Annotated in this window: 18 protein-coding genes and 3 pseudogenes; 1 reads left to right on the forward strand and 20 read right to left on the reverse strand. The window is 59.5% G+C overall.

All coding sequences use genetic code 11. From position 1 onward, the window contains the following. Positions 1–14: 14 nt before the first annotated feature. The 12 genes from BN1189_RS00910 to hprK all read right to left on the reverse strand — a co-directional run bounded on the left by BN1189_RS00910 (position 15) and on the right by hprK (position 10,722). The gene (locus BN1189_RS00910; protein WP_040224698.1) at positions 15–272 is read right to left on the reverse strand and encodes an HPr family phosphocarrier protein; all 258 of its coding nucleotides are present in this window, start codon (positions 270–272) and stop codon (positions 15–17) included. Positions 273–352: 80 nt separating this feature from the next. Beyond that, complete coding sequence (gene whiA / locus BN1189_RS00915; protein ID WP_040224700.1) at positions 353–1,297, reverse strand: DNA-binding protein WhiA; 945 nt, start codon at positions 1,295–1,297, stop codon at positions 353–355. 32 nt (positions 1,298–1,329) lie between these two features. Beyond that, positions 1,330–2,319: a gluconeogenesis factor YvcK family protein gene (locus BN1189_RS00920; protein ID WP_040224702.1), complete on the reverse strand. Its 990-nt coding sequence runs from the start codon at positions 2,317–2,319 to the stop codon at positions 1,330–1,332. A 4-nt stretch (positions 2,320–2,323) separates the two neighbouring features. After that, positions 2,324–3,220 carry an RNase adapter RapZ gene (rapZ, locus tag BN1189_RS00925; RefSeq protein WP_052455553.1) on the reverse strand — a complete coding sequence of 299 codons (897 nt, stop codon included), beginning with the start codon at positions 3,218–3,220 and terminating at the stop codon, positions 2,324–2,326. Continuing rightward, the gene (locus tag BN1189_RS00930; RefSeq protein WP_040224870.1) at positions 3,217–3,699 is read right to left on the reverse strand and encodes an NUDIX hydrolase; all 483 of its coding nucleotides are present in this window, start codon (positions 3,697–3,699) and stop codon (positions 3,217–3,219) included. Before BN1189_RS00930 ends, rapZ begins: the two co-directional genes overlap by 4 nt. 301 nt (positions 3,700–4,000) lie before the next feature. After that, a complete protein-coding gene (gene trxB / locus BN1189_RS00935) occupies positions 4,001–4,951 on the reverse strand; it encodes a thioredoxin-disulfide reductase (RefSeq protein WP_040224704.1) in 951 nt (316 codons plus the stop codon). Positions 4,952–5,039: 88 nt separating this feature from the next. Further along, the gene (locus tag BN1189_RS00940; RefSeq protein ID WP_040224706.1) at positions 5,040–6,554 is read right to left on the reverse strand and encodes a tetratricopeptide repeat protein; all 1,515 of its coding nucleotides are present in this window, start codon (positions 6,552–6,554) and stop codon (positions 5,040–5,042) included. A 172-nt stretch (positions 6,555–6,726) separates the two neighbouring features. Continuing rightward, entirely contained in the window at positions 6,727–7,254 is a 528-nt protein-coding gene (locus tag BN1189_RS00945) for an acyltransferase (protein ID WP_040224708.1), read from the reverse strand. Further along, a complete protein-coding gene (gene ppaX, locus BN1189_RS00950; protein WP_040224711.1) occupies positions 7,251–7,910 on the reverse strand; it encodes a pyrophosphatase PpaX in 660 nt (219 codons plus the stop codon). Before ppaX ends, BN1189_RS00945 begins: the two co-directional genes overlap by 4 nt. Beyond that, complete coding sequence (locus tag BN1189_RS00955; protein WP_040224871.1) at positions 7,900–8,847, reverse strand: nucleoside recognition domain-containing protein; 948 nt, start codon at positions 8,845–8,847, stop codon at positions 7,900–7,902. The genes ppaX and BN1189_RS00955 overlap by 11 nt, the downstream gene beginning before the upstream one ends. 88 nt (positions 8,848–8,935) lie before the next feature. Then, entirely contained in the window at positions 8,936–9,745 is an 810-nt protein-coding gene (lgt, locus tag BN1189_RS00960; RefSeq protein WP_040224714.1) for a prolipoprotein diacylglyceryl transferase, read from the reverse strand. A gap of 41 nt (positions 9,746–9,786) precedes the next feature. Continuing rightward, positions 9,787–10,722 carry an HPr(Ser) kinase/phosphatase gene (gene hprK, locus BN1189_RS00965; protein ID WP_040224716.1) on the reverse strand — a complete coding sequence of 312 codons (936 nt, stop codon included), beginning with the start codon at positions 10,720–10,722 and terminating at the stop codon, positions 9,787–9,789. 150 nt (positions 10,723–10,872) lie between these two features. Between hprK and BN1189_RS00970 the strand changes: the two genes are divergently transcribed. Beyond that, a complete protein-coding gene (locus BN1189_RS00970) occupies positions 10,873–11,430 on the forward strand; it encodes an N-acetylmuramoyl-L-alanine amidase family protein (protein ID WP_040224719.1) in 558 nt (185 codons plus the stop codon). 305 nt (positions 11,431–11,735) lie between these two features. Here BN1189_RS00970 and BN1189_RS00975 read toward each other — a convergent pair whose 3' ends face one another. From BN1189_RS00975 to uvrB, 8 genes and pseudogenes are all read right to left on the reverse strand, one after another. Then, positions 11,736–12,614, reverse strand: a complete 879-nt coding sequence (locus BN1189_RS00975) for an IS3 family transposase (RefSeq protein ID WP_052455554.1) — start codon at positions 12,612–12,614, stop codon at positions 11,736–11,738. Next, complete coding sequence (locus BN1189_RS00980) at positions 12,608–12,883, reverse strand: helix-turn-helix domain-containing protein (RefSeq protein WP_040224721.1); 276 nt, start codon at positions 12,881–12,883, stop codon at positions 12,608–12,610. Before BN1189_RS00980 ends, BN1189_RS00975 begins: the two co-directional genes overlap by 7 nt. Before the next feature lie 197 nt (positions 12,884–13,080). Further along, positions 13,081–14,283, reverse strand: coding sequence for a DUF4097 family beta strand repeat-containing protein (locus BN1189_RS00985; protein ID WP_040224873.1), 1,203 nt, complete (start codon positions 14,281–14,283; stop codon positions 13,081–13,083). A gap of 103 nt (positions 14,284–14,386) precedes the next feature. Next, positions 14,387–17,257, reverse strand: coding sequence for an excinuclease ABC subunit UvrA (uvrA, locus tag BN1189_RS00990; protein WP_040224723.1), 2,871 nt, complete (start codon positions 17,255–17,257; stop codon positions 14,387–14,389). A 46-nt stretch (positions 17,258–17,303) separates the two neighbouring features. Continuing rightward, positions 17,304–18,776 (reverse strand): annotated as a pseudogene (locus BN1189_RS00995) (excinuclease ABC subunit UvrA); the annotation flags it as partial. A 7-nt stretch (positions 18,777–18,783) separates the two neighbouring features. After that, positions 18,784–19,473: pseudogene (locus BN1189_RS01000) on the reverse strand (helicase-related protein); the annotation flags it as partial. Then, a pseudogene (locus BN1189_RS01005) lies at positions 19,470–20,105 on the reverse strand (excinuclease ABC subunit UvrA); the annotation flags it as partial. The pseudogenes BN1189_RS01005 and BN1189_RS01000, both read right to left, overlap by 4 nt. A gap of 7 nt (positions 20,106–20,112) precedes the next feature. Further along, the gene (gene uvrB, locus BN1189_RS01010; protein ID WP_040224728.1) at positions 20,113–22,095 is read right to left on the reverse strand and encodes an excinuclease ABC subunit UvrB; all 1,983 of its coding nucleotides are present in this window, start codon (positions 22,093–22,095) and stop codon (positions 20,113–20,115) included. Positions 22,096–22,301: the final 206 nt, after the last annotated feature.

A 22,301-nucleotide genomic window follows, 5' to 3' on the forward strand; every position in this document is an offset into this window, starting at 1 on the left:
GTCTTTTTTGTGTGTCAGTTTTCATTTTCAACGATGGCGGAAAGGGCTTCGACCGCCTCTTCCTCGTCATGGCCGTCGGCGCTGAGCGTCACTTCTACCCCTCTGCCGATGGCCAGGCTCATGATGCCCATGATGCTCTTGGCATTGACTTTCCTTGTGCCCTTCTCCAGATAAATATCCGAAGAGAACCGGTTCGCCTCTTGGACGAACAAGGCCGCCTGCCTCGCCTGCAGCCCGGATTTCAGTTTCACTTCTAATGTCCGATCGGTCATGGCCGACATCCTCCTTCATCACCCGTTGCTTGTCTATTCTTTTATCGTATCGGAGACGGGCAAAAAGGACAAGATTTTCTTCACTTCAGTGAAATTCCGCCTTTTCGCAGTTTCTCCGCAATCTCGTCGATTTTCCGGAGCCGGTGGTTGACGCCGGATTTGCTGATCGGCGGCCCCGACACCATCTCGCCGAGCTCTTTGAGCGTGATGTCCTGGTATTCCACGCGGAGCCGTGCGATTTCCCGGAGCCGCTCGGGCAGCCCTTCGATCCCGATCATCTCATCGATGTATTTGATGTTTTCCACCTGACGCTGCGCGGCGCCGATCGTTTTGTTAAGATTAGCGGTCTCGCAGTTCACGAGCCGGTTGACGCTGTTGCGCATGTCCCGGACGATCCGGACATCCTCGAACTTCAGAAGCGCCACGTGAGCGCCGATGATGCTCAGGAAGTCCGAAATCTTCTCGGCTTCCTTCAGGTAGGCGATGAAGCCCTTCTTCCGCTCGATCGACTTGGCGTTGAGGGAATACCCGTTCATCAGTTCGACGAGCGCCTCGCTGTGCTCCTGGTAAAGCGTGAAGATCTCCAGATGGTAGGAGGACGTCTCCGGGTTGTTGACGGATCCTCCGGCCAGGAATGCGCCCCTCAAATAGCTTCTGCGGCAGCAGTCATCCTGAACCAGCTTTTCGGGGATGGCGCCGGTGCCTCCCACTCCGGCCGAGATGCCGAGATCTTCGAGTATATGCCCGGCACCTTCCCGGATGCGGCAAATATAGACGTTGTTCTTTTTCAGCCGCATCTTCTTTCTGACGAGCAGCTCGATCTTATAAGGGTACAGCCGTTTGATATTTGTATACATGCGGCGTGCGATGGCCGCATTTTCCGTCTGGATGTCCAGGCTCATCTGGCGGTTCGAGAGAGACAGCACGCCGTTCATCTGGATGAACGCGGCGAGCTCCGCCTTCGTGCAGCACTCGTCCATTTCCACCTGGGTCAGCTCTTTTTTTGTATCCGATGCAAATGACATCGGCTCCCCCTCCTTTCACGCGGCGGCCGGTGTCAGACCGGAATACTGCCGGGACGGTCCTGGCTGCCGGGGTAGGCAAGCAGCCGCTCCGCCACTTTTCCTGCGTCATGTCTCACATGGTTGTCGACGATTGTCGCAATGTCGTCGATCATGACATGCTTGACCACGGTCTGCAGGGCGATCGGATTGGCGATGACCGGCACCGACTGCTGTTTTTCGTACTCCTCGATGATCCCCGACAGATGCCTGCCGTCATGGACTAAGATGCCGTCGAGGAACGGAGTGCCGAGATGGTCATACAGGGCCTGGACATGGTCTTCCGCCGTGAAGGCATATGTCTCGCCGGGCTGTGTCATGATGTTGCATATGTACACTTTCTCGGCCTTCGCCCGGAGAACCGCATCCCGGATTCCCGGCACGAGAAGGTTCGGCAGGATGCTCGTGTACAGGCTGCCCGGGGCGATGATGATCTGGTCGGCGTTCTGGATCGCCCGCACGGTCTCTTCAAGCGGCTCGGCATCCTCGGGGATGAGGAACACGCGCCGGATTCTCCGTCCGTATGCGGGGATCTTCGACTCGCCGTTGATGATCGAGCCGTCGTCCAGCTCGGCACCGAGCGTGATGACCTGGTTTGCGGCCGGCAGGACCCGTCCCTTGATATTCAGGATGCGGCTCATCTCGGCGACCGCACGGGCGAAGTCGCCGGTGATGTTGGTCATCGCCGCGAGCATCAGGTTTCCGAGCGAATGGCCGTTGAGCGGCTCTTCCTTGCCGAACCGGTACTGGAACATCATTTCAACGAGCGGTTCCACGTCCGACAGCGCTGCCATGACGTTCCGCACATCGCCCGGAGGCGGGATGAGATAGTCTTTGCGGATCCGGCCGGAACTTCCGCCGTCGTCCGCGACCGTCACGATCGCCGTCAGATCGGCATCATATTTCTTTAATCCCCGGAGAATCGTGGACAGACCGGTGCCTCCCCCGATCGCCACGATCCGTTTTCCCCCTTGTTTTTTGGGCATGGGATCAGCCCTTTCTATGATTGATATCCCGGTGCGATACGGCCGTCTTGTATTCGGCGCTCAACTTTTCGGCAAAATATTCGGCGAGCGTGACCGAGCGGTGCTGGCCGCCCGTGCAGCCGAATGCAATGACGAGCTGCGCCTTGCCCTCTTCCCTGTAGCGCGGGATGAGGAACCGGAACAGGTCCTCGAGCTTTGAGATCAGTTCCCGGGTGTCGTTCCATTTCAGCACATAATCCGACACTTCCGACTGGAGGCCGGTGAGCGGCTTCAGTTCTTCGATGTAGTAGGGATTCGGCAGAAAACGGACGTCCAGGACGATATCGGCATCGATCGGGATGCCGTGCTTGTAGCCGAACGACATGACATTGACCGTGAATGTCCCCTTGGATGTCTTGGAGAAATTATCGACGATCTTTTCACGGAGCTGGCGGGGCAGCATATGGGTCGTATTGAAAATATACCGGGCCCGGCCCTTCAGTTCCGACAGCATCTCGCGTTCCCGGCGGATCCCGTCGCTGACGAGCCCGTTGCCGGACAGCGGATGCTTCCGCCGGGTCTCCTTGTACCGTTTCACGAGCGTCCCGTCGTCCGCATCGAGGAAAAGGATCCGCGTATCCAGATTATCCTGGACGGCGATCTTGTCCAGCGTCCCGATGAGCGAGTCGAAATACTCCCGCCCCCGCATGTCCATGACGACCGCGACACGTCGCAGCCGGCGGTCCGAGTCCCCCATCAGATTCAGGAAAGTCGGCAGGAGTTCTGGCGGGAGGTTGTCGATGCAGTAGAACCCGAGGTCCTCGAAGCTCTGCACCGCCACCGTCTTCCCTGCTCCCGACATGCCGGTGATAATGACCAGCTCCATCTTTTCCTGTGCTGTTTCGGTCTGTATGTCCGTCATGGTTCCACCCTTTCCTCTGAACGCTGGATTTCTTCCCTGATCAGCCTGAAGTCCTCCGTGTAGGTGAACGTCCCGTACTGCATGCCTTCCTCCAGGGCGGCGAACTCGAGGTTGGTCCGGTCCCCTTCCGCCATCGGGAGGGATGCGAGCTCCGGCAGGTCATGCCAATCGAGCGTCCCTTCCCTGTTTTCCTTGACCGGCACGCCGTCCAGATCCCGGGCGATGAATGTGAACAACATCCATTCATCAATTGTTTTTGTATCATTTTCGTCGCGGATGACCATCGTGTAGACGCCCTTCAGATGGACGTCCTTCGGGAGGGCGCCCGTCTCTTCCGTGAATTCGCGGCAGGCCGCCGTATACACGGATTCGCCCGGCTCCATCTTCCCTCCGGGCGCCACATACCATCCGCGGCGCGGTTTTTTCATGAGCAGCACCCTGCCGTCCTTCACGACGAGCAGGTTGGCAATCCGTTGCATCGACATCCCACCATTTCAGACATTCTATTCTCCATTATACTATGCAACGGAAACCCGGTACAATCCGGAGACAACCCGTCGGCGGCGAAACACCGCTTCGACGAGAGGAAACCGCCGTCCGGCCCCGTTCCTCCTTGGTTTGTCCGCATCCAAGACGCAAACCGTCAAAAAAAGAGCGGCGCCGGTGGTTGCCGGAGCCGCTTCAAAGGTGTTGCTATCATAAAGGGGGGTCAATTTACAATCCCCACTATACAGGGTTCATGTTGCAAAGCTGTTACAGCCGCATTAAGAAACGGTTAAATCAGGCTTTTGCGCCGATTTTCTCTTTCAGTTCCTCGACGTACTTCTGGGCGGTTTCAGCGGCGATGCTGCCGTCGCCGGTGGCCGTGACGACCTGGCGGAGCGTCTTCTCGCGGACGTCGCCGGCCGCGAAGATGCCCGGGATCGACGTCTGCATTTCCGTATCGGTCGGGATGTAGCCGTTTTCGTCGGTGATGCCGAGCGATTTGAACGGAGCGGTGAGCGGCACCATCCCGATATAGATGAAGACGCCGTCAGTCTTGAATTCCTGCTCGCTGCCGTCTTTCGTCGATACCATCGTCACGCTTCCGACCTTGCCGTCCTTGTCGTTGATCGACTTGAGCGTATGGCTCCAGATGAAATCGATTTTCGGGTTCGAGAATGCGCGTTCCTGGAGGATCTTCTGGGCGCGCAGTTCGTCGCGGCGGTGGACGATCGTCACCTTGTCCGCAAAGCGCGTCAGATAGGCGCCTTCCTCGACTGCGGAGTCCCCGCCGCCGACGACGACGAGTTCCTTGCCGCGGAAGAATGCGCCGTCACAGACCGCGCAGTAGCTGACGCCGCGGCCGCCGAGTTCGGTTTCTCCCGGGATGCCCATCTTCTTATACTGTGCACCGGTGGTGATGATGATCGCGCGGGCTTTGTACTCTTTGCCGCCTGCGACGATCGTCTTGTACTCTTCGCCGTCGCGGACTTCCTGGACATCGCCGTATGCGTATTCCGCACCGAATTTTTTTGCGTGCTCAAACATCTTGTTGGACAGATCCGGGCCCAGGATGCTGTCGAAGCCCGGATAGTTTTCAATGTCTTCCGTGTTCGCCATCTGCCCGCCCGGGATTCCCCGTTCCAGCATCAAGGTATCCATATCGGCACGGCTCGCATAAACCGCCGCCGTCAAGCCCGCCGGTCCGGCACCGATGATGATCACGTCATAAATTTTCTCTTCAGCCATGGGTGGTTCCTCCTTAAGCCTTGCTTCCTTATCGCTTCCTGAATCCATGCTATTCGATTCGCCGGAGGTCATCAACTTTTCTGCTTATTCACTCCGGGAACGGCAAATAAGGGAACAGGTCACCGACATATTTGGTCAGTGTTTTCGCGGAAATTCCGTAGGACTCCGCGGCCGCCTTTTTGGTCGCCTTCGGATCTTTGGACGAACGGTACATGTATTCCGCCGCCGCCGCGATCGCCTGCGGATTGCGGAACAGGTAGCCGTCGGCGATCGCCCGGCTGCAGATCAGGAACCACATCTCAAGCAGGGGCGCATCCTCTTCCTTCAGGGGCACGAGGCGCTCGGCAAGAAGGCCGGTCGCTTCGAAGACCCGGTTGTACATCGCTTCCGCTTCCGAATTGCCCGACAGGCGGTGTCCGAGCCCGTTCGCGAGAAAGAGCTTCTCCGCCGTCGTCAGCGACTCGACGTCCGGCCAGTCGGGGCTCGTGAGGATCTCGTCCCTCAGGCCGGATATCCCTGTCAGGAACAGGGCGAGCAGCCGGATCCCCTCCTCGGGATCGGACAGCTTCGGCAGGATGAAGGACAGGTCATTCTCGAGCGTGTCGGTGATCTCCGGCTGCTTCCACGGTTCTTTCCCTTCCTTGGTCGGATCAAGCGCGACGAGCCGCGCCCATGCCTCTTCCGCCACCTTCAGATCTCCGCTCATCGAGGCCGAGTGGGCGAGCCAGAAGAAGAACCCCGGATCCCCCTCGAAGCCGATCCGCTGCAGGCCGCGCAGCCAGCCGTATGCCTCTTCATGACGGCCGATGAGGGCGAGCGTCGCGCCGAGTTTGTACCGGTGGTCGATGAGGAACGGACGGATCTTTAGGAGGACCGATGTGATATATTCAAGCGCTTCCGCGTCCTGCTTGTAGTAGTAAAACACCGCGTAGTTGCAGAGTGCATGCAAGTTGCCGTTGTCGCCGCGGAGCACTTCATTGAGAAGGGCCTCGGCCTGTTCGGTCTCGCCGATGTAAAAGTAGGCAAGCGCCAGATTGTTGTAGGCGGCCCAAAAGTCCGGGTTCTCACCGATCGCTTCCTCGAGCAGGCTGATCGCCTCCTGGAACTCGCCTTCCTCCATGAGCCGGCGTCCCCGGTCCAGGATATAGTCGAGGCGGCCGTCGCCTTCCTCGTCTTCAGGCATGCCGTACAGCTCGGCCTCCGCAAACTCGATGATGTCCATTGCGTCTTCCCGGTACATGCCTTCAGGAGCCGAGTCGGCGTACCGCTCGGCGTACGTGATCGCGTCCCGGAGATAGCCGAGATGGGCGTGCACCTCCGCCAGGAAAAACACCGTTTCCGGTTCATCGGGACCGGTTTCGCTCGACAGCATGAGCAGATCGCGCGCATGCTCAAAGCGGCCGAGGTCCAGCTCGAGGATCGCATACTGGAGGAGGATGTCCGGATCTTTCGGACTGAGGTCGGCCGCGCGCCGGAGGAACTTGTGGGCCCTTTCCGTGTCGTCGCGCTTCAGCGCCCTCAGCGCCTTCTGGTAATAAAACTCGCCGTTCGGTATGAAGTTGACGATTTTTTTGTTGTTTCCGTGCTGCGGTTGTTGTTTCAAAAATGATTCCTCCGGATTATGAGAGCGGCCTGTGCGCCGCGCAATAGTCGTTCGTCTCAACTACCCATTATATCATAAGGCCTGCTTCCGGGTGCCTGAAAGGCCCGGGGCCCCTCCGGAAGACATGAAAAACCCCGGACCCTTGCTTTTCTCAAGCGTCCCGAGTCCGGGGTCATTCCAATGCTGTTTCCTGTTTTCTCCGTTCCGCCATCTCTTCGGCGGTGTAGATGACTTTCACCGGATTCCCTCCGGCGAAGCAGCCGGACGGGATGTCACGGTTGACGAGCGAGGCGGCGGAGATGACCGCCCCGTCGCCGATCTCTACTCCGGGAAGGATTGTCGTGTTGGCGCCGATCAGGACGTCTTCGCCGATCACGACATCGCCGACCCGGTATTCCTCGATCAGATATTCATGGGCGAGGATCGTCGTGTTGTAGCCGATCACCGAGTTGCGGCCGACCCGGATCCGCTCCGGGAACATGAGGTCCGGCATCGCCATGAGGGCGAATGACACTTGCTCGCCGAGGTCCATGCCGAGGAACGTCTTGTACAGCCGGCGCTTCAGCGACACCGACGGCGTGTAGCGCCCGATCTGGATAAAGACGAAATTCTTGGCGACCTTGAAGAACGATACGGTCCGGTAAAGATGCCAGAGCGAATTGGCCCCGCCTTTTGCGGCATGCCGCTCGGTCCGTCTCATCTCACGGCTTCCTGGCGGTCGACGATCTCAAGCAAGTCTTCCATGCCCTGCAGCATGAAGTCCGGCTCGAAATTCGAAAGGTACGCTTCCCCTTTCGCGCTCCAGGCGACGCCGGCCGTCTGCACGCCGGCATTCTTCCCGCCTTCGATGTCGTGGGAATTGTCCCCGACCATGAGCGTGTGCGCCGGATCGGCACCGAGCAGGTCCATCGCCTTGAGCAGCGGCTCGGGATCCGGCTTCGGCCGGGTCACGTCATCGAGGCCGATCACACAGTCGAATATATCATCGACGCCCATGAGCCCGATGCCGCGCGCCAGCACGTCGCGCCGCTTTGTCGAAACGATCGCGAGCTTCAGCCCTTTCGCCTTCAGAAGGCGGAGCGTCTCCGTCACGGCCGGGAACTCAGCGGCAAGCTCGTCGTGCATCTGGGCGTTCCACTCCCGGTATTCCTTCACCAGCTCGCCGGTCATCGCCGGGTCGATCTCGTCGAACGTCTCTTTCAGCGACGGCCCGATGAACATGAGGCAGTCTTCCCGCGTAAAGCGGCCGGGATAATGCTTGCCGAGGACGGCCATGAAGGTCTGGATGATCAGTTCATTCGTATCGAGCAGCGTCCCGTCAAAATCAAATAAAATGGTGTCGATCTTACCTGCCATGTGGAATCACGGCCCCTTTCCGTTTTGGTTGTTCCGCTCGCTTCCAAATCCAGGCGACGAACATGGTGAGCGCAAAAGCCGTCACGAGCCGGATGAGGAGCAGTGGCCAGACCGGTATGCCGAGCGGCACGAAGATGAGCGTGTCCTCGACGACCGCGTGGCAGGCGACGAGGAAAATGAAGGCGAGCGTCGCGTCCTTCCGGCTGACGCCGTCTTCCTCGACGGCCTGAATCATGACCCCCGCCCCGTAGGCGAGACCGATCGTGAGGCCGGCGACGAGCGTCATGCCCGCATTCGGCTTCACGCCGATCAGCTTCGTGAACGGCCCCATCCGGTCCGACAGCTTCTGCATCCATCCGCTGTCTTTCAGGAACTGGACCGCCACCATGAGCGGGATGACGATGAGCGCGAGCTGGAGCACGCCGAAGCCGGCCTTCTCCAGTCCGAGGAGCAAGATGCCTCCCCACGAACCCGGCGCTTCCGCCGCAGCCGGCGCGAAGCCGTACTGCGCCATTTCAGAACCGCCTTTCCAGAACTGGTTGATCAGGATGGCGGATCCCCCGGCAAGGCCGAAGCGCACGAGCAGGATGACCCACAGCTTCACCCCGACTTTCATCGCGACGCCGGATTCGATGAACAAGTTATGCGAAAACGACAGCATGACGGCGAGGATGAACACTTCCTTCACCGGCAGGTCGAGCGACAGGATGCCGGCGATGCCGGCATACAGATTGAGCGCATTCCCGAGCACGAGCGGAATCGCCGCCTCCCCGCTCAGGCCGAACAGGCTCATGAACGGTTCGATCTGGCCGATCACCCAAGGGAGGACCGGCGTGTGCTGGAGGATGACGACGAGCAGCGTGATCGGGAAGATGATCTTGCCGAGCGTCCATGTGGTGCCGAGCCCGGCGGACAAGCCTTTGCGTACGGTTGACATGATGCGGTTCAACTTCCTTTTCCGGAGCCTGTTGTGTCCGTTGATGGATTCATTTCCGTGAATGAACCGGCGGATCGCCGGCCGTGCGTCAGTCCTTGTAGTGCGTCTCATCCCGCAGGACAAACCGCCGCACCATGTAAAGCGCGGCCGCGGCGAGGATGGAAGCGATCGAGACGAGCTGCGCCGCCTTCAGCCCGAAGTACATGAGGCTGTCCGTGCGCATGCCTTCAATGAAAAACCGCCCGAACGAGTACCAGGCGAGATAAAACAGGAAGATGCTGCCCCGCCTCGGGTTCAGCCGCCTGAGCACGAGCAGGATGAGGAGGAGCCCGACGACGTTCCAAAGCGATTCATAGAGGAACGTCGGGTGGTAAGTGACCCCGTTGATCGTCATCTGGTTCATGATCCAGTCGGGGATGATGTTGTTTTCGAGGAACTTGTCCGACACCGGGCCGCCGTGCGCTTCCTGGTTGACGAAGTTGCCCCATCGGCCGAGGATTTGTCCGATCAGAAGGCCCGGCGCCGTGATATCCGCCACTTTCCAGAACGAGACGCCCCGTTTCCTCGTGAAGACCACGGCCGTGATGATCGCAGCGATGAGCGCCCCATGGATGGCGAGCCCGCCTTCCCAGATCTTGAAGATCTTCGCCGGATGTTCTTTATACAGTTCCCATTCGAACACGACATAATAAATCCGGGCCCCGATGATCGAGATCGGGACCGCCCAGATGAGCATGTCCGTCATGAAGTCGGGGTGCAGCCCCCGCTTCACCGCCTCGCGCTGGACGACGAGAAATGCGAGAATGATGCCCGTGGCAATGAGGATGCCGTACCAGCGCACATGGATCGGGCCGAGAGAAAAGGCGACCGGATCGATCGCCGCTAACGAAAATGGCATTTCAGATTTCCCTTCTTCCTGTCTTTTCGGCAGTCTGCCGCTCAGGCAAGCGGATCCTGCTCCCTGCCGATCATATCATTGAGCCGCTCCGAGAACTCCTCGGCGGCGTTCAGGCCCATCGCCTTCATCCGGTGGTTCATCGCCGCCACTTCGACGATCGACGACATATTCCTCCCCGGCCGTACCGGCACGGTCAGCCGGGTCAATTCCGTCTCGAGGATTTTCATCTTTTCTTCTTCAAGGCCAAGCCGGTCGTAGGACCGCTTGGCATCCCAGTTTTCCAGGTCGATCACGAGCGTGATCCGCTTGTAGTTCCGGATGGCGCTCGCCCCGAACAGCATCCGCACGTCGATGATCCCGAGTCCGCGGATCTCCAGAAGATGCTGGAGCAGGTCGGGTGCATTGCCGACGAGCGTGTCTTCCGAAACTTGCCGGATCTCCACGCAGTCATCCGCGACGAGCCGGTGCCCCCGCTTCACAAGGTCGAGCGCCACCTCGCTTTTGCCGATGCCGCTTTTCCCGGTGATGAGGACGCCGAGCCCGTAGATGTCGAGCAGCACGCCGTGGACTGCCGTCATCGGCGCCAGGCGGTTTTCAAGAAAATCCGTCAGCTTGCTCGACAGCTTGGTCGTCGTGAGCGCGGAAGAGAACAGCGGCACTTGCGCTTCTTCCGCCGCATTGATCAGCTCGGGCGGGATCCGCATGCCGTGGCAGACGGCGATCATCGGCGTATCCGGAGAACACAGCTTGCGTGCTCGCTCCATCTTGTCGAGCCGGGGCAGCATCGAGAAAAACGAAATCTCGCTCCGCCCGAGCAGCTGGACCCGGTTCGCCGGATAATGATCGAAGAAACCGGCCACTTCCAGACCGGGCCTGGAAATATCGCCCGTCGCGATATGCCGCCCGATCCCTTCCCCGCCGGCCGCCAGCTCCAGGCCGAACCGCTCCATGACATCTTTCGCTGTGACATGATCCATCGGCATTTCCCCCTTTCAAACCGGACTGTCTCCATGCCCTCTATTCTAACAAAGATTCGGGCAATGGAAAGCGGTTTTTGCATCGGCGGAGCCGCGCTTCGTATCCGTCCCGCCGGGTATGCCCTATGTAGCGGACGGAGGTGTTGTGAAATGAAGAAGATCATGCTGGATGCGGGGCACGGCCCGGCAACCCCAGGAAAACGCACGCCGGACGGCTCGATGCGGGAATTCGAATTCAATTCGGCGGTCGCCGATCTCGCCGCCGCCATGCTTGGGGCTGAAGGCATCACGGTCCGCCTTGCCCACGAGGCGGGCCGCGACGTCCCGCTTTCGGAACGGGCGAGAAAAGCGAACACGTGGGGAGCCGATGCATTCATCTCGATCCACGCCAACGCATACGGCAGCGGCTGGAACGACGCGAACGGAATCGAAACGTACATCTATCCCCAGGCCCAGAAGCAGTCGGAAATCCTGGCCGGCCACCTGCAGCAGGCCCTCGTCGCGGCGGGCGGCCGGAAAAACCGCGGCGTCAAGCGACAGAACTTCGCCGTCGTCCGCGAAACCCGGATGCCGGCGGCGCTGCTCGAATGCGGCTTCATGACGAACAAAACCGAAGCCGCCCTCTTAAAGAACACCCGCTACCGTCGCCAATGCGCCCGGGCAATCACCTTCGCCGTGGTCAACTGGTACTACGGAAGGGGACTATAGGCGGCCGGGGGTGGTGGAAAAATAAACCTGGACGACTCGAGCCCGGATGCGGACGACTCACCGGTGGAAAAATAAACCTGGACGACTCAGGCCCGGATGCGGACGACTCGGGGCGAAATGCGGACGACTCAAGGGCGAATCCGGACGACTCACCGGTGGAAAAATAAACCTGGACGACTCGGGGCCGGATGCGGACGACTCACCGGTGGAAAAATAAACCTGGACGACTCAGAGGCGAATGCGGACGACTCGGGGCCATGGTCTGGTCCCTGTCAAGTTTACAGTTGATTCTGTCCGATAAAGATTCAGGCAGCCAACACACTTCCGACCTCGGCAGGAGGCACGCCGTGCTTGAGCTGGAGGCGTTCGTGGTTATAAAAGTAGATATATTCCTCGATGGCAATCCGAAGCTCCTCAAGAGACCGAGGGTCGCCAAAGCAGGCAATCTCAGTTTTGAAGTGACTGAAAAAGCTCTCGATGCATGCATTATCCCAACAGTTGCCGCGCCGTGACATGGACGGTGTCAGGTTCATCGACTGAAGGCGTTTCTGGTATCTCAGGCTCATAAACTGGCTGCCCTGGTCGCTGTGGATAATGGCCTTCTTCCGGTTCCCTTTCACCTTCTCCAGCATCTCGAGCGCTTCCAGGACCAGGCCGGTGTCCTGGTTCGGCCCGTAGGCGAATGCTACGATCGAGTCGTCGTACAGGTCCTTAATGGCGCACAGATAGGTCCAGTGTTCCGTAGGAACGAAAGCGCGCACGTATGTGATATCCACCGAGAATTTCTTCATCGGCTTCGTGGCTTTAAAGTTACGCTTCAAGAGGTTCTGCGCCACCTTCCCCTCTGTACCGCCGTGACGGTACCCTTTGCGGCGAATCCGACATTTGAGCCCATATCGGCGCATGATTCTGGAGATTCGCTTGATATTGACGGTGAGCCCGAACTCTCTCTGGAGCGCCAGCTTGATCCGGCGTCGCCCATAGGTTCCCCGGGACTTGGCGAACACCTTGGAGATATAGTGAAACATCTGCTCATCCTTGAGATCCTGGGCAGAGTGATCCTGCCGCTTCTTCCACTTGGCATAACCCTGCCGGGAGACATCCGACGCCTCCGCGAGGAGGGAGACCGAAAAGGTGTCCTTATTCAGGTCGATGAACAGGAAACTATCTTGTTTGCTTAACACCCCCTTTTCAGATCCAAGAGCTTTTTTAAGAGGAGGATCTCCGCCTTCTGCAGTTCAATCAGAGCATCCTTCTCATCCGACGGTTTCCGGCCATTCTTGCCCCTGGCGTCATGCAAAGCCTCGAAGCCATCCATCTCCACTTTTTCGACCCAGCGTCGGATCGTCCGATCCGAGACATTGTACGAAAGAGCCAACTCCTCAGTGGAAGAGCCTTCAAAAAATTCCTCCACTGCTTTCACTTTTATATCGTAATCCCGCTTCTGGTTCATTTTTCGGCACCCCTTTTCGTTACTCCTAGTGTGACAGAATCAAGGTGTAAACTCTAAGGGGACCATATCACGAAATGCGGACAACTCAAGGGCGAATCCGGACGACTCGCCATCATGCGTTGACCTCAACATTTATACACGCACAAAAAGACCGGCCGGGAGGGGATTCCCCTCTCCGGCCGGTCTTTTCGCGTTCATCAGTTTCCGATATACCCGACAATCACGGTTCCGGTCTTTGCTTCGCCTTTGATGGAGAGCGGCGGCAGGTCCGGATTTCCGCCTTCTTTCGTGAAGCGGATTGATTTTTGCAGGAACTGCTCGGATTCTTGCGTGCGGCTGATGTCCTGGAGGCGGATGTCCATCTTGCCGAGGTTCGATGAGACTTCCCCGTTCAGTCCGGCATCCTGCGGCACGTAGATTTCCACCGAACCCGATACGGCGCCCGCGTCGATCTTGTGGGCTTCCGCATCCCGGGTCGTGACGACGACGTGGCCGTTGACGGACTGGGCTTCGATGTCCTTCAGCATGCCGTCGATGTCGATTTTGCCGTTCAGCGTCTCGGCTTCGATTTTCTCGCCGTGAGCGTCCCGCACCCGGATGCCGCCGTTCGCCGTTTCGAACTCCGCATCCTTGAAGTGCAGGCCGTCGGCATCGATTTTGCCGTTCGCTGCGCGCACGCGGATCTTTTCCGCCGTGAGTTCGCCTTCCGTGCGGAACTGGCCGCTCAGGAGGCGGACGGACAGTCTTTTATAATGGGTTTCGGGCACGTAGAGGACGGTGTTCACCTGGACCGATTTGCGGTCGCTGGAGATGCGGAGCTTGTCCCCGTCCGTGACGAACAGGAACCGCTCGGTGAATTCCCGCTTGGCTTCCTCGGCGTCCTCGACCCGGTAGGCCTTGACTTCGCACTCGGCCTTGAATGCTTCGTCTCCGGAAACACGGATTTCGAAATTGCCGAATGCGAGGTCGGCTACGATTTCATTGACGCCTTCTCCGCTTTTCGTGAATGTCTCGTTGAAAGTAACCGGTTCGCCGAACGGCTTTTCGATGTCGAAGGTTTTCACTTTCTCGACCGCCGTCTGCATGAATTCCATGAACCGGCTTCCGAACACGGAGAAGTCGCGGCGGACGTCTTCCAGGAAATCATCCATCGATGTCTGCCGGCCTGCACGGCCCTCTTCTTCCTGCTGGCCACCCGGCTCGGAACCTCCACCGAAGTCCCCCCGCACGTTGTCCGGCTCTTCCGCTCCGCCGGCCGGCTCGTCGCCGCCCAGCTGCGGATGGCTCTCCTTCACAGCTTCCCGGTTTTCCTCGAACTTCTCCAAAAGACGCAGCGCCTCATCGGCACTGATTGTTCCTTGTTCCAGCATATCCAGAATCCGGCTTTTTTCGTCTTTCATCTGTTCGTCCTCCTTCGGCAGCGGCTCGGCCGCCTTCCGTTGATAGTTGTTAATACGCCCGGGAACGGAAAAAGTTTCATCCATGAGGCAAAAGACACTCGGATCACCGTCCGCTTTCGGCCTCCGCGATCAGCGCGTCGGTCCGTTCCCGGTCCCGCTCGAGGATCGGCTTCAGGTAGCGGCCGGTATAGGAGACGGTGCTTTCGGCCACCTGTTCCGGCGTGCCGGTCGCGATGATCTGGCCGCCCCGCTCCCCGCCTTCGGGTCCGAGATCGATGATATGGTCGACCGTCTTGATGACATCGAGATTGTGTTCAATCACGAGCACGGTGTTGCCGCCTTCGACGAGCCGCTGGAGCACGACGAGCAGCTTTGAAATGTCGTGCGCGTGCAGCCCGGTCGTCGGTTCATCCAGAATATAGAACGTCTTGCCGTTCGACCGGCGGTGCAGTTCGGAGGCGAGCTTGACGCGCTGCGCCTCCCCGCCCGACAAGGTCGTCGCCGGCTGGCCGAGCTTCACATACCCGAGCCCGACGTCGGCGATCGTCTGTAGCTTGCGGCGGATTTTCGGGATGTTCTCAAAGAAATCAAGCCCGTCATCGACCGTCATGTCGAGCACGTCGGCGATGTTCTTTCCTTTATAGCGAACCTCGAGCGTCTCGCGGTTATAGCGGCGGCCGTGGCAGACCTCGCACGGCACATACACATCCGGCAGGAAATGCATTTCGATTTTGATGATGCCGTCTCCGCGGCATGCCTCGCAGCGGCCGCCCTTCACGTTGAAGCTGAACCGGCCTTTTTTGTAGCCGCGGATCTTCGCTTCGTTCGTCGAGGCGAACACGTCGCGGACGTCATCGAACACTCCGGTATAGGTCGCCGGGTTGGATCGCGGCGTGCGTCCGATCGGCGACTGGTCGATGTCGATGACTTTCTCGAGTTCCTCGATGCCCGTGATCGTGCCGAATGCCCCCGGCTTGACCTTCGCGCGGTTCAGTTTCTGGGCGAGCGCCTTGTAGAGCACTTCATTCACGAGTGTCGATTTGCCGGAGCCCGAGACGCCCGTGACGGCAATAAATTCGCCGAGCGGGAATTCGGCGTCGACGTTCTTCAGGTTATTTTCCGCAGCCCCCTCGATCCGGACGGCGCGTCCGTCCGGCTGGCGCCGTTCGGTCGGCACCGGGATGAACTTCCGGCCGCTCAAGTAATCGCCGGTGAGGGAATCCGGATCGTTCATCACTTCCTCCGGTGTGCCCTGCGCAACGATCTGGCCGCCGTCCAGGCCGGCGCCGGGACCGATGTCGATGAGGTGGTCGGCCGCAAGCATCGTGTCTTCATCATGCTCGACGACGATGAGCGTATTCCCGAGGTCCCGCATGTCTTTAAGCGTGCCGATCAGCCGGTCGTTGTCCCGCTGATGAAGCCCGATCGACGGCTCGTCGAGGATGTACAGGACACCGGACAGCCGGGACCCGATCTGGGTGGCCAGCCGGATGCGCTGCGCCTCCCCGCCCGACAGCGTGCCCGCCGCGCGGGAGAGCGTCAGGTAATCAAGCCCGACATTCACGAGGAAGCCGAGCCGTTCGTTGATCTCCCGGAGGATGAGCCGTGCGATCTGCTCATCTTTTTCGGACAGCTGGAGCGATCGGAAGAACTCCATCGAATCCGTGATCGAAAACGACGTCACCTGGGCGATATGGAGGCCCGCCACCTTCACGGCGAGCGACTCCTCCTTCAGCCGGTAGCCGCTGCAGACCGGGCAAGGACGCTCGGCCATGTACTTCTCCATCTGCTCGCGGATATAGTCCGATGTCGTCTCGCGGTAACGCCGCTCGACGTTCCGGAGCACGCCTTCGAAATGGATATGGTTATCCCGGGTCACGCCCCATTCATTCGTATACCGGAAGCGGATCTTGTCATTGCCGGAGCCGTAGAGGATCTTGTCCATCTGGGCTTTCGGGATCTCGCTCACCGGCACGTCCATCGGGATGCCGTAATGTTTGGCGACCGTCTTCAGAAGTTCCGGATAGTACTGCGAGCTCGTCGGCTCCCACGGCGCGATTGCATGGTCGTCGAGCGACCGCGACTTGTCCGGAATGACCAGGTCCGGGTCGACTTCGAGCTTCACGCCGAGACCGTCGCATTCCGGGCAGGCGCCGAACGGACTGTTGAATGAAAACATCCGCGGCTCCAGCTCGCCGATCGAGAATCCGCACACCGGGCAGGAGTGATGCTCGCTGTAGAGCATCTCCTCCCCGCCGATCACATCGATGAGCGCACGGCCGCCGGCAAGCGAAGCCGCCGTCTCGAGCGAATCCGCCAGGCGCGCGCCGACGTCATCCTTCACGACGATCCGGTCGATGACGACCTCGATGTCGTGTTTTTTGTTTTTATTCAGATCGATGTTGTCGTCCAGGTCGTAGATCTCGCCGTCGACCCGGACGCGGACGTACCCCTGTTTCTTGATGTCTTCGAACAGCTTGGCGTGCGTCCCTTTCCGTCCGGAGATGACCGGCGCCAAAATCTGCAGCCGGGTCCGTTCCGGCAGTTCCATGATCCGGTCGACCATCTGCTCGACCGTCTGGGAAGAGATCTCGATCCCGTGGTTCGGGCAGACCGGCTTCCCGACACGGGCATAAAGGAGACGAAGGTAGTCGTATACCTCCGTCACCGTCCCGACCGTCGACCGCGGGTTCCGGCTCGTCGTCTTCTGGTCGATCGAAATGGCCGGCGAGAGCCCCTCGATCGCATCGACGTCCGGCTTGTCCATCTGGCCGAGAAACTGGCGCGCATAGGCGGACAGCGACTCGACGTACCTCCGCTGGCCTTCCGCGTAGATCGTGTCAAATGCGAGCGAGGACTTCCCGGACCCCGACAGCCCCGTCATGACGACGAGCTGGTCGCGAGGAATCGTCACATTGATGTCCTTCAGGTTGTGCGCACGCGCCCCCTGAACGACGATTTCCTGGTTTTTCATCCGTTTGTCACCCCTCTGCTTTCAGTTCCAGTATCGTATCGCGGAGTTCGGCGGCCNACAGCGTGCCCGCCGCGCGGGAGAGCGTCAGGTAATCAAGCCCGACATTCACGAGGAAGCCGAGCCGTTCGTTGATCTCCCGGAGGATGAGCCGTGCGATCTGCTCATCTTTTTCGGACAGCTGGAGCGATCGGAAGAACTCCATCGAATCCGTGATCGAAAACGACGTCACCTGGGCGATATGGAGGCCCGCCACCTTCACGGCGAGCGACTCCTCCTTCAGCCGGTAGCCGCTGCAGACCGGGCAAGGACGCTCGGCCATGTACTTCTCCATCTGCTCGCGGATATAGTCCGATGTCGTCTCGCGGTAACGCCGCTCGACGTTCCGGAGCACGCCTTCGAAATGGATATGGTTATCCCGGGTCACGCCCCATTCATTCGTATACCGGAAGCGGATCTTGTCATTGCCGGAGCCGTAGAGGATCTTGTCCATCTGGGCTTTCGGGATCTCGCTCACCGGCACGTCCATCGGGATGCCGTAATGTTTGGCGACCGTCTTCAGAAGTTCCGGATAGTACTGCGAGCTCGTCGGCTCCCACGGCGCGATTGCATGGTCGTCGAGCGACCGCGACTTGTCCGGAATGACCAGGTCCGGGTCGACTTCGAGCTTCACGCCGAGACCGTCGCATTCCGGGCAGGCGCCGAACGGACTGTTGAATGAAAACATCCGCGGCTCCAGCTCGCCGATCGAGAATCCGCACACCGGGCAGGAGTGATGCTCGCTGTAGAGCATCTCCTCCCCGCCGATCACATCGATGAGCGCACGGCCGCCGGCAAGCGAAGCCGCCGTCTCGAGCGAATCCGCCAGGCGCGCGCCGACGTCATCCTTCACGACGATCCGGTCGATGACGACCTCGATGTCGTGTTTTTTGTTTTTATTCAGATCGATGTTGTCGTCCAGGTCGTAGATCTCGCCGTCGACCCGGACGCGGACGTACCCCTGTTTCTTGATGTCTTCGAACAGCTTGGCGTGCGTCCCTTTCCGTCCGGAGATGACCGGCGCCAAAATCTGCAGCCGGGTCCGTTCCGGCAGTTCCATGATCCGGTCGACCATCTGCTCGACCGTCTGGGAAGAGATCTCGATCCCGTGGTTCGGGCAGACCGGCTTCCCGACACGGGCATAAAGGAGACGAAGGTAGTCGTATACCTCCGTCACCGTCCCGACCGTCGACCGCGGGTTCCGGCTCGTCGTCTTCTGGTCGATCGAAATGGCCGGCGAGAGCCCCTCGATCGCATCGACGTCCGGCTTGTCCATCTGGCCGAGAAACTGGCGCGCATAGGCGGACAGCGACTCGACGTACCTCCGCTGGCCTTCCGCGTAGATCGTGTCAAATGCGAGCGAGGACTTCCCGGACCCCGACAGCCCCGTCATGACGACGAGCTGGTCGCGAGGAATCGTCACATTGATGTCCTTCAGGTTGTGCGCACGCGCCCCCTGAACGACGATTTCCTGGTTTTTCATCCGTTTGTCACCCCTCTGCTTTCAGTTCCAGTATCGTATCGCGGAGTTCGGCGGCCCGTTCGAAATCGAGCGCCTTCGCCGCGTCTTTCATTTCCTTCTCGAGCGAAGCAAGGAGGCTGCCCTTCTCTTCTTTCGTCAGCTTCTTGCCTTTCGTCACTTTCTCCACGTAGGTGACCGTTTCCTCGGATTCGTGCGTCGCGCGGATCGAGTCGCGGATCTGCTTCTGGATCGTTTGCGGCGTGATGCCGTGCTGTTTGTTGTATTCCATCTGGATCGAGCGACGGCGCTTCGTCTCGTCGATCGCCGCCCGCATCGAATCGGTCATCCGGTCCGCGTACATGATGACCTTGCCGTTCGCGTTCCGCGCGGCGCGGCCGATCGTCTGGATGAGCGAGCGCTCGGAGCGGAGGAACCCTTCCTTGTCCGCATCGAGGATCGTCACGAGCGACACTTCGGGAATGTCGAGCCCTTCCCGCAGAAGGTTGATCCCGACGAGGACATCATACGTGCCGAGCCGGAGCTCGCGGATGATCTCGGTCCGCTCAAGCGTCTTGATCTCCGAGTGGAGGTAGTTGACCTTGATGCCGGCCTCTTTCAGGTAATCGGTGAGGTCTTCGGACATTTTCTTCGTGAGCGTCGTGACGAGCACGCGCTCATTTTTCGCCACCCGCTCCTGGATTTCGTCGATCAGNCCTTCACGACGATCCGGTCGATGACGACCTCGATGTCGTGTTTTTTGTTTTTATTCAGATCGATGTTGTCGTCCAGGTCGTAGATCTCGCCGTCGACCCGGACGCGGACGTACCCCTGTTTCTTGATGTCTTCGAACAGCTTGGCGTGCGTCCCTTTCCGTCCGGAGATGACCGGCGCCAAAATCTGCAGCCGGGTCCGTTCCGGCAGTTCCATGATCCGGTCGACCATCTGCTCGACCGTCTGGGAAGAGATCTCGATCCCGTGGTTCGGGCAGACCGGCTTCCCGACACGGGCATAAAGGAGACGAAGGTAGTCGTATACCTCCGTCACCGTCCCGACCGTCGACCGCGGGTTCCGGCTCGTCGTCTTCTGGTCGATCGAAATGGCCGGCGAGAGCCCCTCGATCGCATCGACGTCCGGCTTGTCCATCTGGCCGAGAAACTGGCGCGCATAGGCGGACAGCGACTCGACGTACCTCCGCTGGCCTTCCGCGTAGATCGTGTCAAATGCGAGCGAGGACTTCCCGGACCCCGACAGCCCCGTCATGACGACGAGCTGGTCGCGAGGAATCGTCACATTGATGTCCTTCAGGTTGTGCGCACGCGCCCCCTGAACGACGATTTCCTGGTTTTTCATCCGTTTGTCACCCCTCTGCTTTCAGTTCCAGTATCGTATCGCGGAGTTCGGCGGCCCGTTCGAAATCGAGCGCCTTCGCCGCGTCTTTCATTTCCTTCTCGAGCGAAGCAAGGAGGCTGCCCTTCTCTTCTTTCGTCAGCTTCTTGCCTTTCGTCACTTTCTCCACGTAGGTGACCGTTTCCTCGGATTCGTGCGTCGCGCGGATCGAGTCGCGGATCTGCTTCTGGATCGTTTGCGGCGTGATGCCGTGCTGTTTGTTGTATTCCATCTGGATCGAGCGACGGCGCTTCGTCTCGTCGATCGCCGCCCGCATCGAATCGGTCATCCGGTCCGCGTACATGATGACCTTGCCGTTCGCGTTCCGCGCGGCGCGGCCGATCGTCTGGATGAGCGAGCGCTCGGAGCGGAGGAACCCTTCCTTGTCCGCATCGAGGATCGTCACGAGCGACACTTCGGGAATGTCGAGCCCTTCCCGCAGAAGGTTGATCCCGACGAGGACATCATACGTGCCGAGCCGGAGCTCGCGGATGATCTCGGTCCGCTCAAGCGTCTTGATCTCCGAGTGGAGGTAGTTGACCTTGATGCCGGCCTCTTTCAGGTAATCGGTGAGGTCTTCGGACATTTTCTTCGTGAGCGTCGTGACGAGCACGCGCTCATTTTTCGCCACCCGCTCCTGGATTTCGTCGATCAGGTCATCGATCTGTCCTTCGATCGGGCGGACGTCGATCTCCGGATCGAGGAGACCGGTCGGCCGGATGATCTGCTCGATCATTTCCGGCGTATGCTCGATCTCGTAGGGCCCCGGCGTCGCCGAGACGTAGATCGCCTCGTGGACGCGGTTCTCGAATTCCTCGAACCGGAGCGGACGGTTATCGAGCGCGGACGGCAGGCGGAACCCGTGGTCGACGAGCACCTGCTTGCGTGCCTGGTCCCCGTTGAACATCCCGCGGATCTGCGGGAGCGTCACGTGGCTTTCATCGATGACGAGAAGGAAATCGTCCGGAAAATAGTCGAACAGCGTATACGGCGTCGCACCCGGCGGCTTCAGGTTCAGATGGCGGGAATAGTTCTCGATCCCCGAGCAGAACCCCATCTCCTTCATCATCTCGATGTCATAGCGGGTCCGCTGCTCCAGCCGCTGGGCTTCGAGCAGCTTGTCCTGGGAGCGGAGGACCTTCAGCTGTTCCTCAAGCTCCACCTCGATGTTGGCGATCGCCTTCACCATCCGCTCTTCCCGCGCGACGAAGTGGGACGCCGGGAAGATGGCGACGTGGTCCCGGTCGCCGTAGATCTCGCCCGTCAGCGCATCGACTTCGCGCAGCCGGTCGATCTCGTCGCCGAAAAACTCGATCCGGATGCAACGCTCATCGCGCGAAGCCGGGATGATCTCGACGACATCCCCGCGCACGCGGAACGTCCCGCGCGTGAAGTTCATATCATTTCTCGTGTACTGGATGTCGACGAACCTGCGGAGCAGCTCGTTGCGGCTGATCTCCATGCCGGTCCGCAGCGACACGAGCATGTCCCCGTACTCGGACGGATTCCCGAGGCCGTAGATGCACGACACCGACGCCACGATGAGCACGTCATTGCGCTCAAATAAAGCAGACGTGGCCGCGTGGCGGAGCTTGTCGATCTCGTCGTTGATGCTCGCATCCTTCTCGATGAACGTATCCGTCTGCGGCACATACGCCTCCGGCTGATAATAATCGTAGAAACTGACGAAATACTCGACTGCATTATTAGGAAAGAACTCTTTGAACTCGCTGTACAGCTGCCCGGCGAGCGTCTTGTTGTGCGCCATGACGAGCGTCGGCTTGTTCACTTCGGTGAGCACGTTCGAAACGGTGAACGTCTTCCCCGTTCCGGTCGCCCCGAGCAGCGTCTGATGCTTCCGTCCCGCCTTCAGCCCGCCGACAAGCTGCTCGATCGCCTTCGGCTGGTCACCCTGAGGCGTGTAAGGTGCCTGTAAATCAAATGATCGGACCATGGTCTGTCCCCTTCCGGTTTTCACGTTCATTGTGTCACTATCCTACCATATTCCCCTTCGTTTCACGAACAAAAAGCGAACAGGTGTTTTAATGAGGGGAACAGCAGGAAATGCAAGGGGAAATTTGAGGGAGGTTCGGGGTGGGAGGAGCATGAGTGACGCGAGTTCGGCTGCGAGTGACGCAAGTTGGGGCTCGAGTGACGCAA

This window comes from Bhargavaea cecembensis (genome assembly GCF_000826125.2).
Taxonomy (GTDB): Bacteria; Bacillota; Bacilli; order Bacillales_A; family Planococcaceae; genus Bhargavaea; species Bhargavaea cecembensis_B.

Excerpts from the sequence above, each read along its gene's own strand:
- BN1189_RS00910 (WP_040224698.1), bottom strand. The coding sequence starts at position 272 with ATGACCGATCGGACATTAGAAGTGAAACTGAAATCCGGGCTGCAGGCG.
- uvrB (WP_040224728.1), bottom strand. The coding sequence starts at position 22,095 with ATGGTCCGATCATTTGATTTACAGGCACCTTACACGCCTCAGGGTGAC.
- lgt (WP_040224714.1), bottom strand. The coding sequence starts at position 9,745 with ATGCCATTTTCGTTAGCGGCGATCGATCCGGTCGCCTTTTCTCTCGGC.
- rapZ (WP_052455553.1), bottom strand. The coding sequence starts at position 3,220 with ATGACGGACATACAGACCGAAACAGCACAGGAAAAGATGGAGCTGGTC.
- BN1189_RS00920 (WP_040224702.1), bottom strand. The coding sequence starts at position 2,319 with ATGCCCAAAAAACAAGGGGGAAAACGGATCGTGGCGATCGGGGGAGGC.
- BN1189_RS00980 (WP_040224721.1), bottom strand. The coding sequence starts at position 12,883 with ATGAACCAGAAGCGGGATTACGATATAAAAGTGAAAGCAGTGGAGGAA.
- BN1189_RS00970 (WP_040224719.1), top strand. The coding sequence starts at position 10,873 with ATGAAGAAGATCATGCTGGATGCGGGGCACGGCCCGGCAACCCCAGGA.
- hprK (WP_040224716.1), bottom strand. The coding sequence starts at position 10,722 with ATGGATCATGTCACAGCGAAAGATGTCATGGAGCGGTTCGGCCTGGAG.
- uvrA (WP_040224723.1), bottom strand. The coding sequence starts at position 17,257 with ATGAAAAACCAGGAAATCGTCGTTCAGGGGGCGCGTGCGCACAACCTG.
- BN1189_RS00930 (WP_040224870.1), bottom strand. The coding sequence starts at position 3,699 with ATGCAACGGATTGCCAACCTGCTCGTCGTGAAGGACGGCAGGGTGCTG.
- whiA (WP_040224700.1), bottom strand. The coding sequence starts at position 1,297 with ATGTCATTTGCATCGGATACAAAAAAAGAGCTGACCCAGGTGGAAATG.
- trxB (WP_040224704.1), bottom strand. The coding sequence starts at position 4,951 with ATGGCTGAAGAGAAAATTTATGACGTGATCATCATCGGTGCCGGACCG.
- BN1189_RS00985 (WP_040224873.1), bottom strand. The coding sequence starts at position 14,283 with ATGAAAGACGAAAAAAGCCGGATTCTGGATATGCTGGAACAAGGAACA.
- ppaX (WP_040224711.1), bottom strand. The coding sequence starts at position 7,910 with ATGGCAGGTAAGATCGACACCATTTTATTTGATTTTGACGGGACGCTG.
- BN1189_RS00945 (WP_040224708.1), bottom strand. The coding sequence starts at position 7,254 with ATGAGACGGACCGAGCGGCATGCCGCAAAAGGCGGGGCCAATTCGCTC.
- BN1189_RS00955 (WP_040224871.1), bottom strand. The coding sequence starts at position 8,847 with ATGTCAACCGTACGCAAAGGCTTGTCCGCCGGGCTCGGCACCACATGG.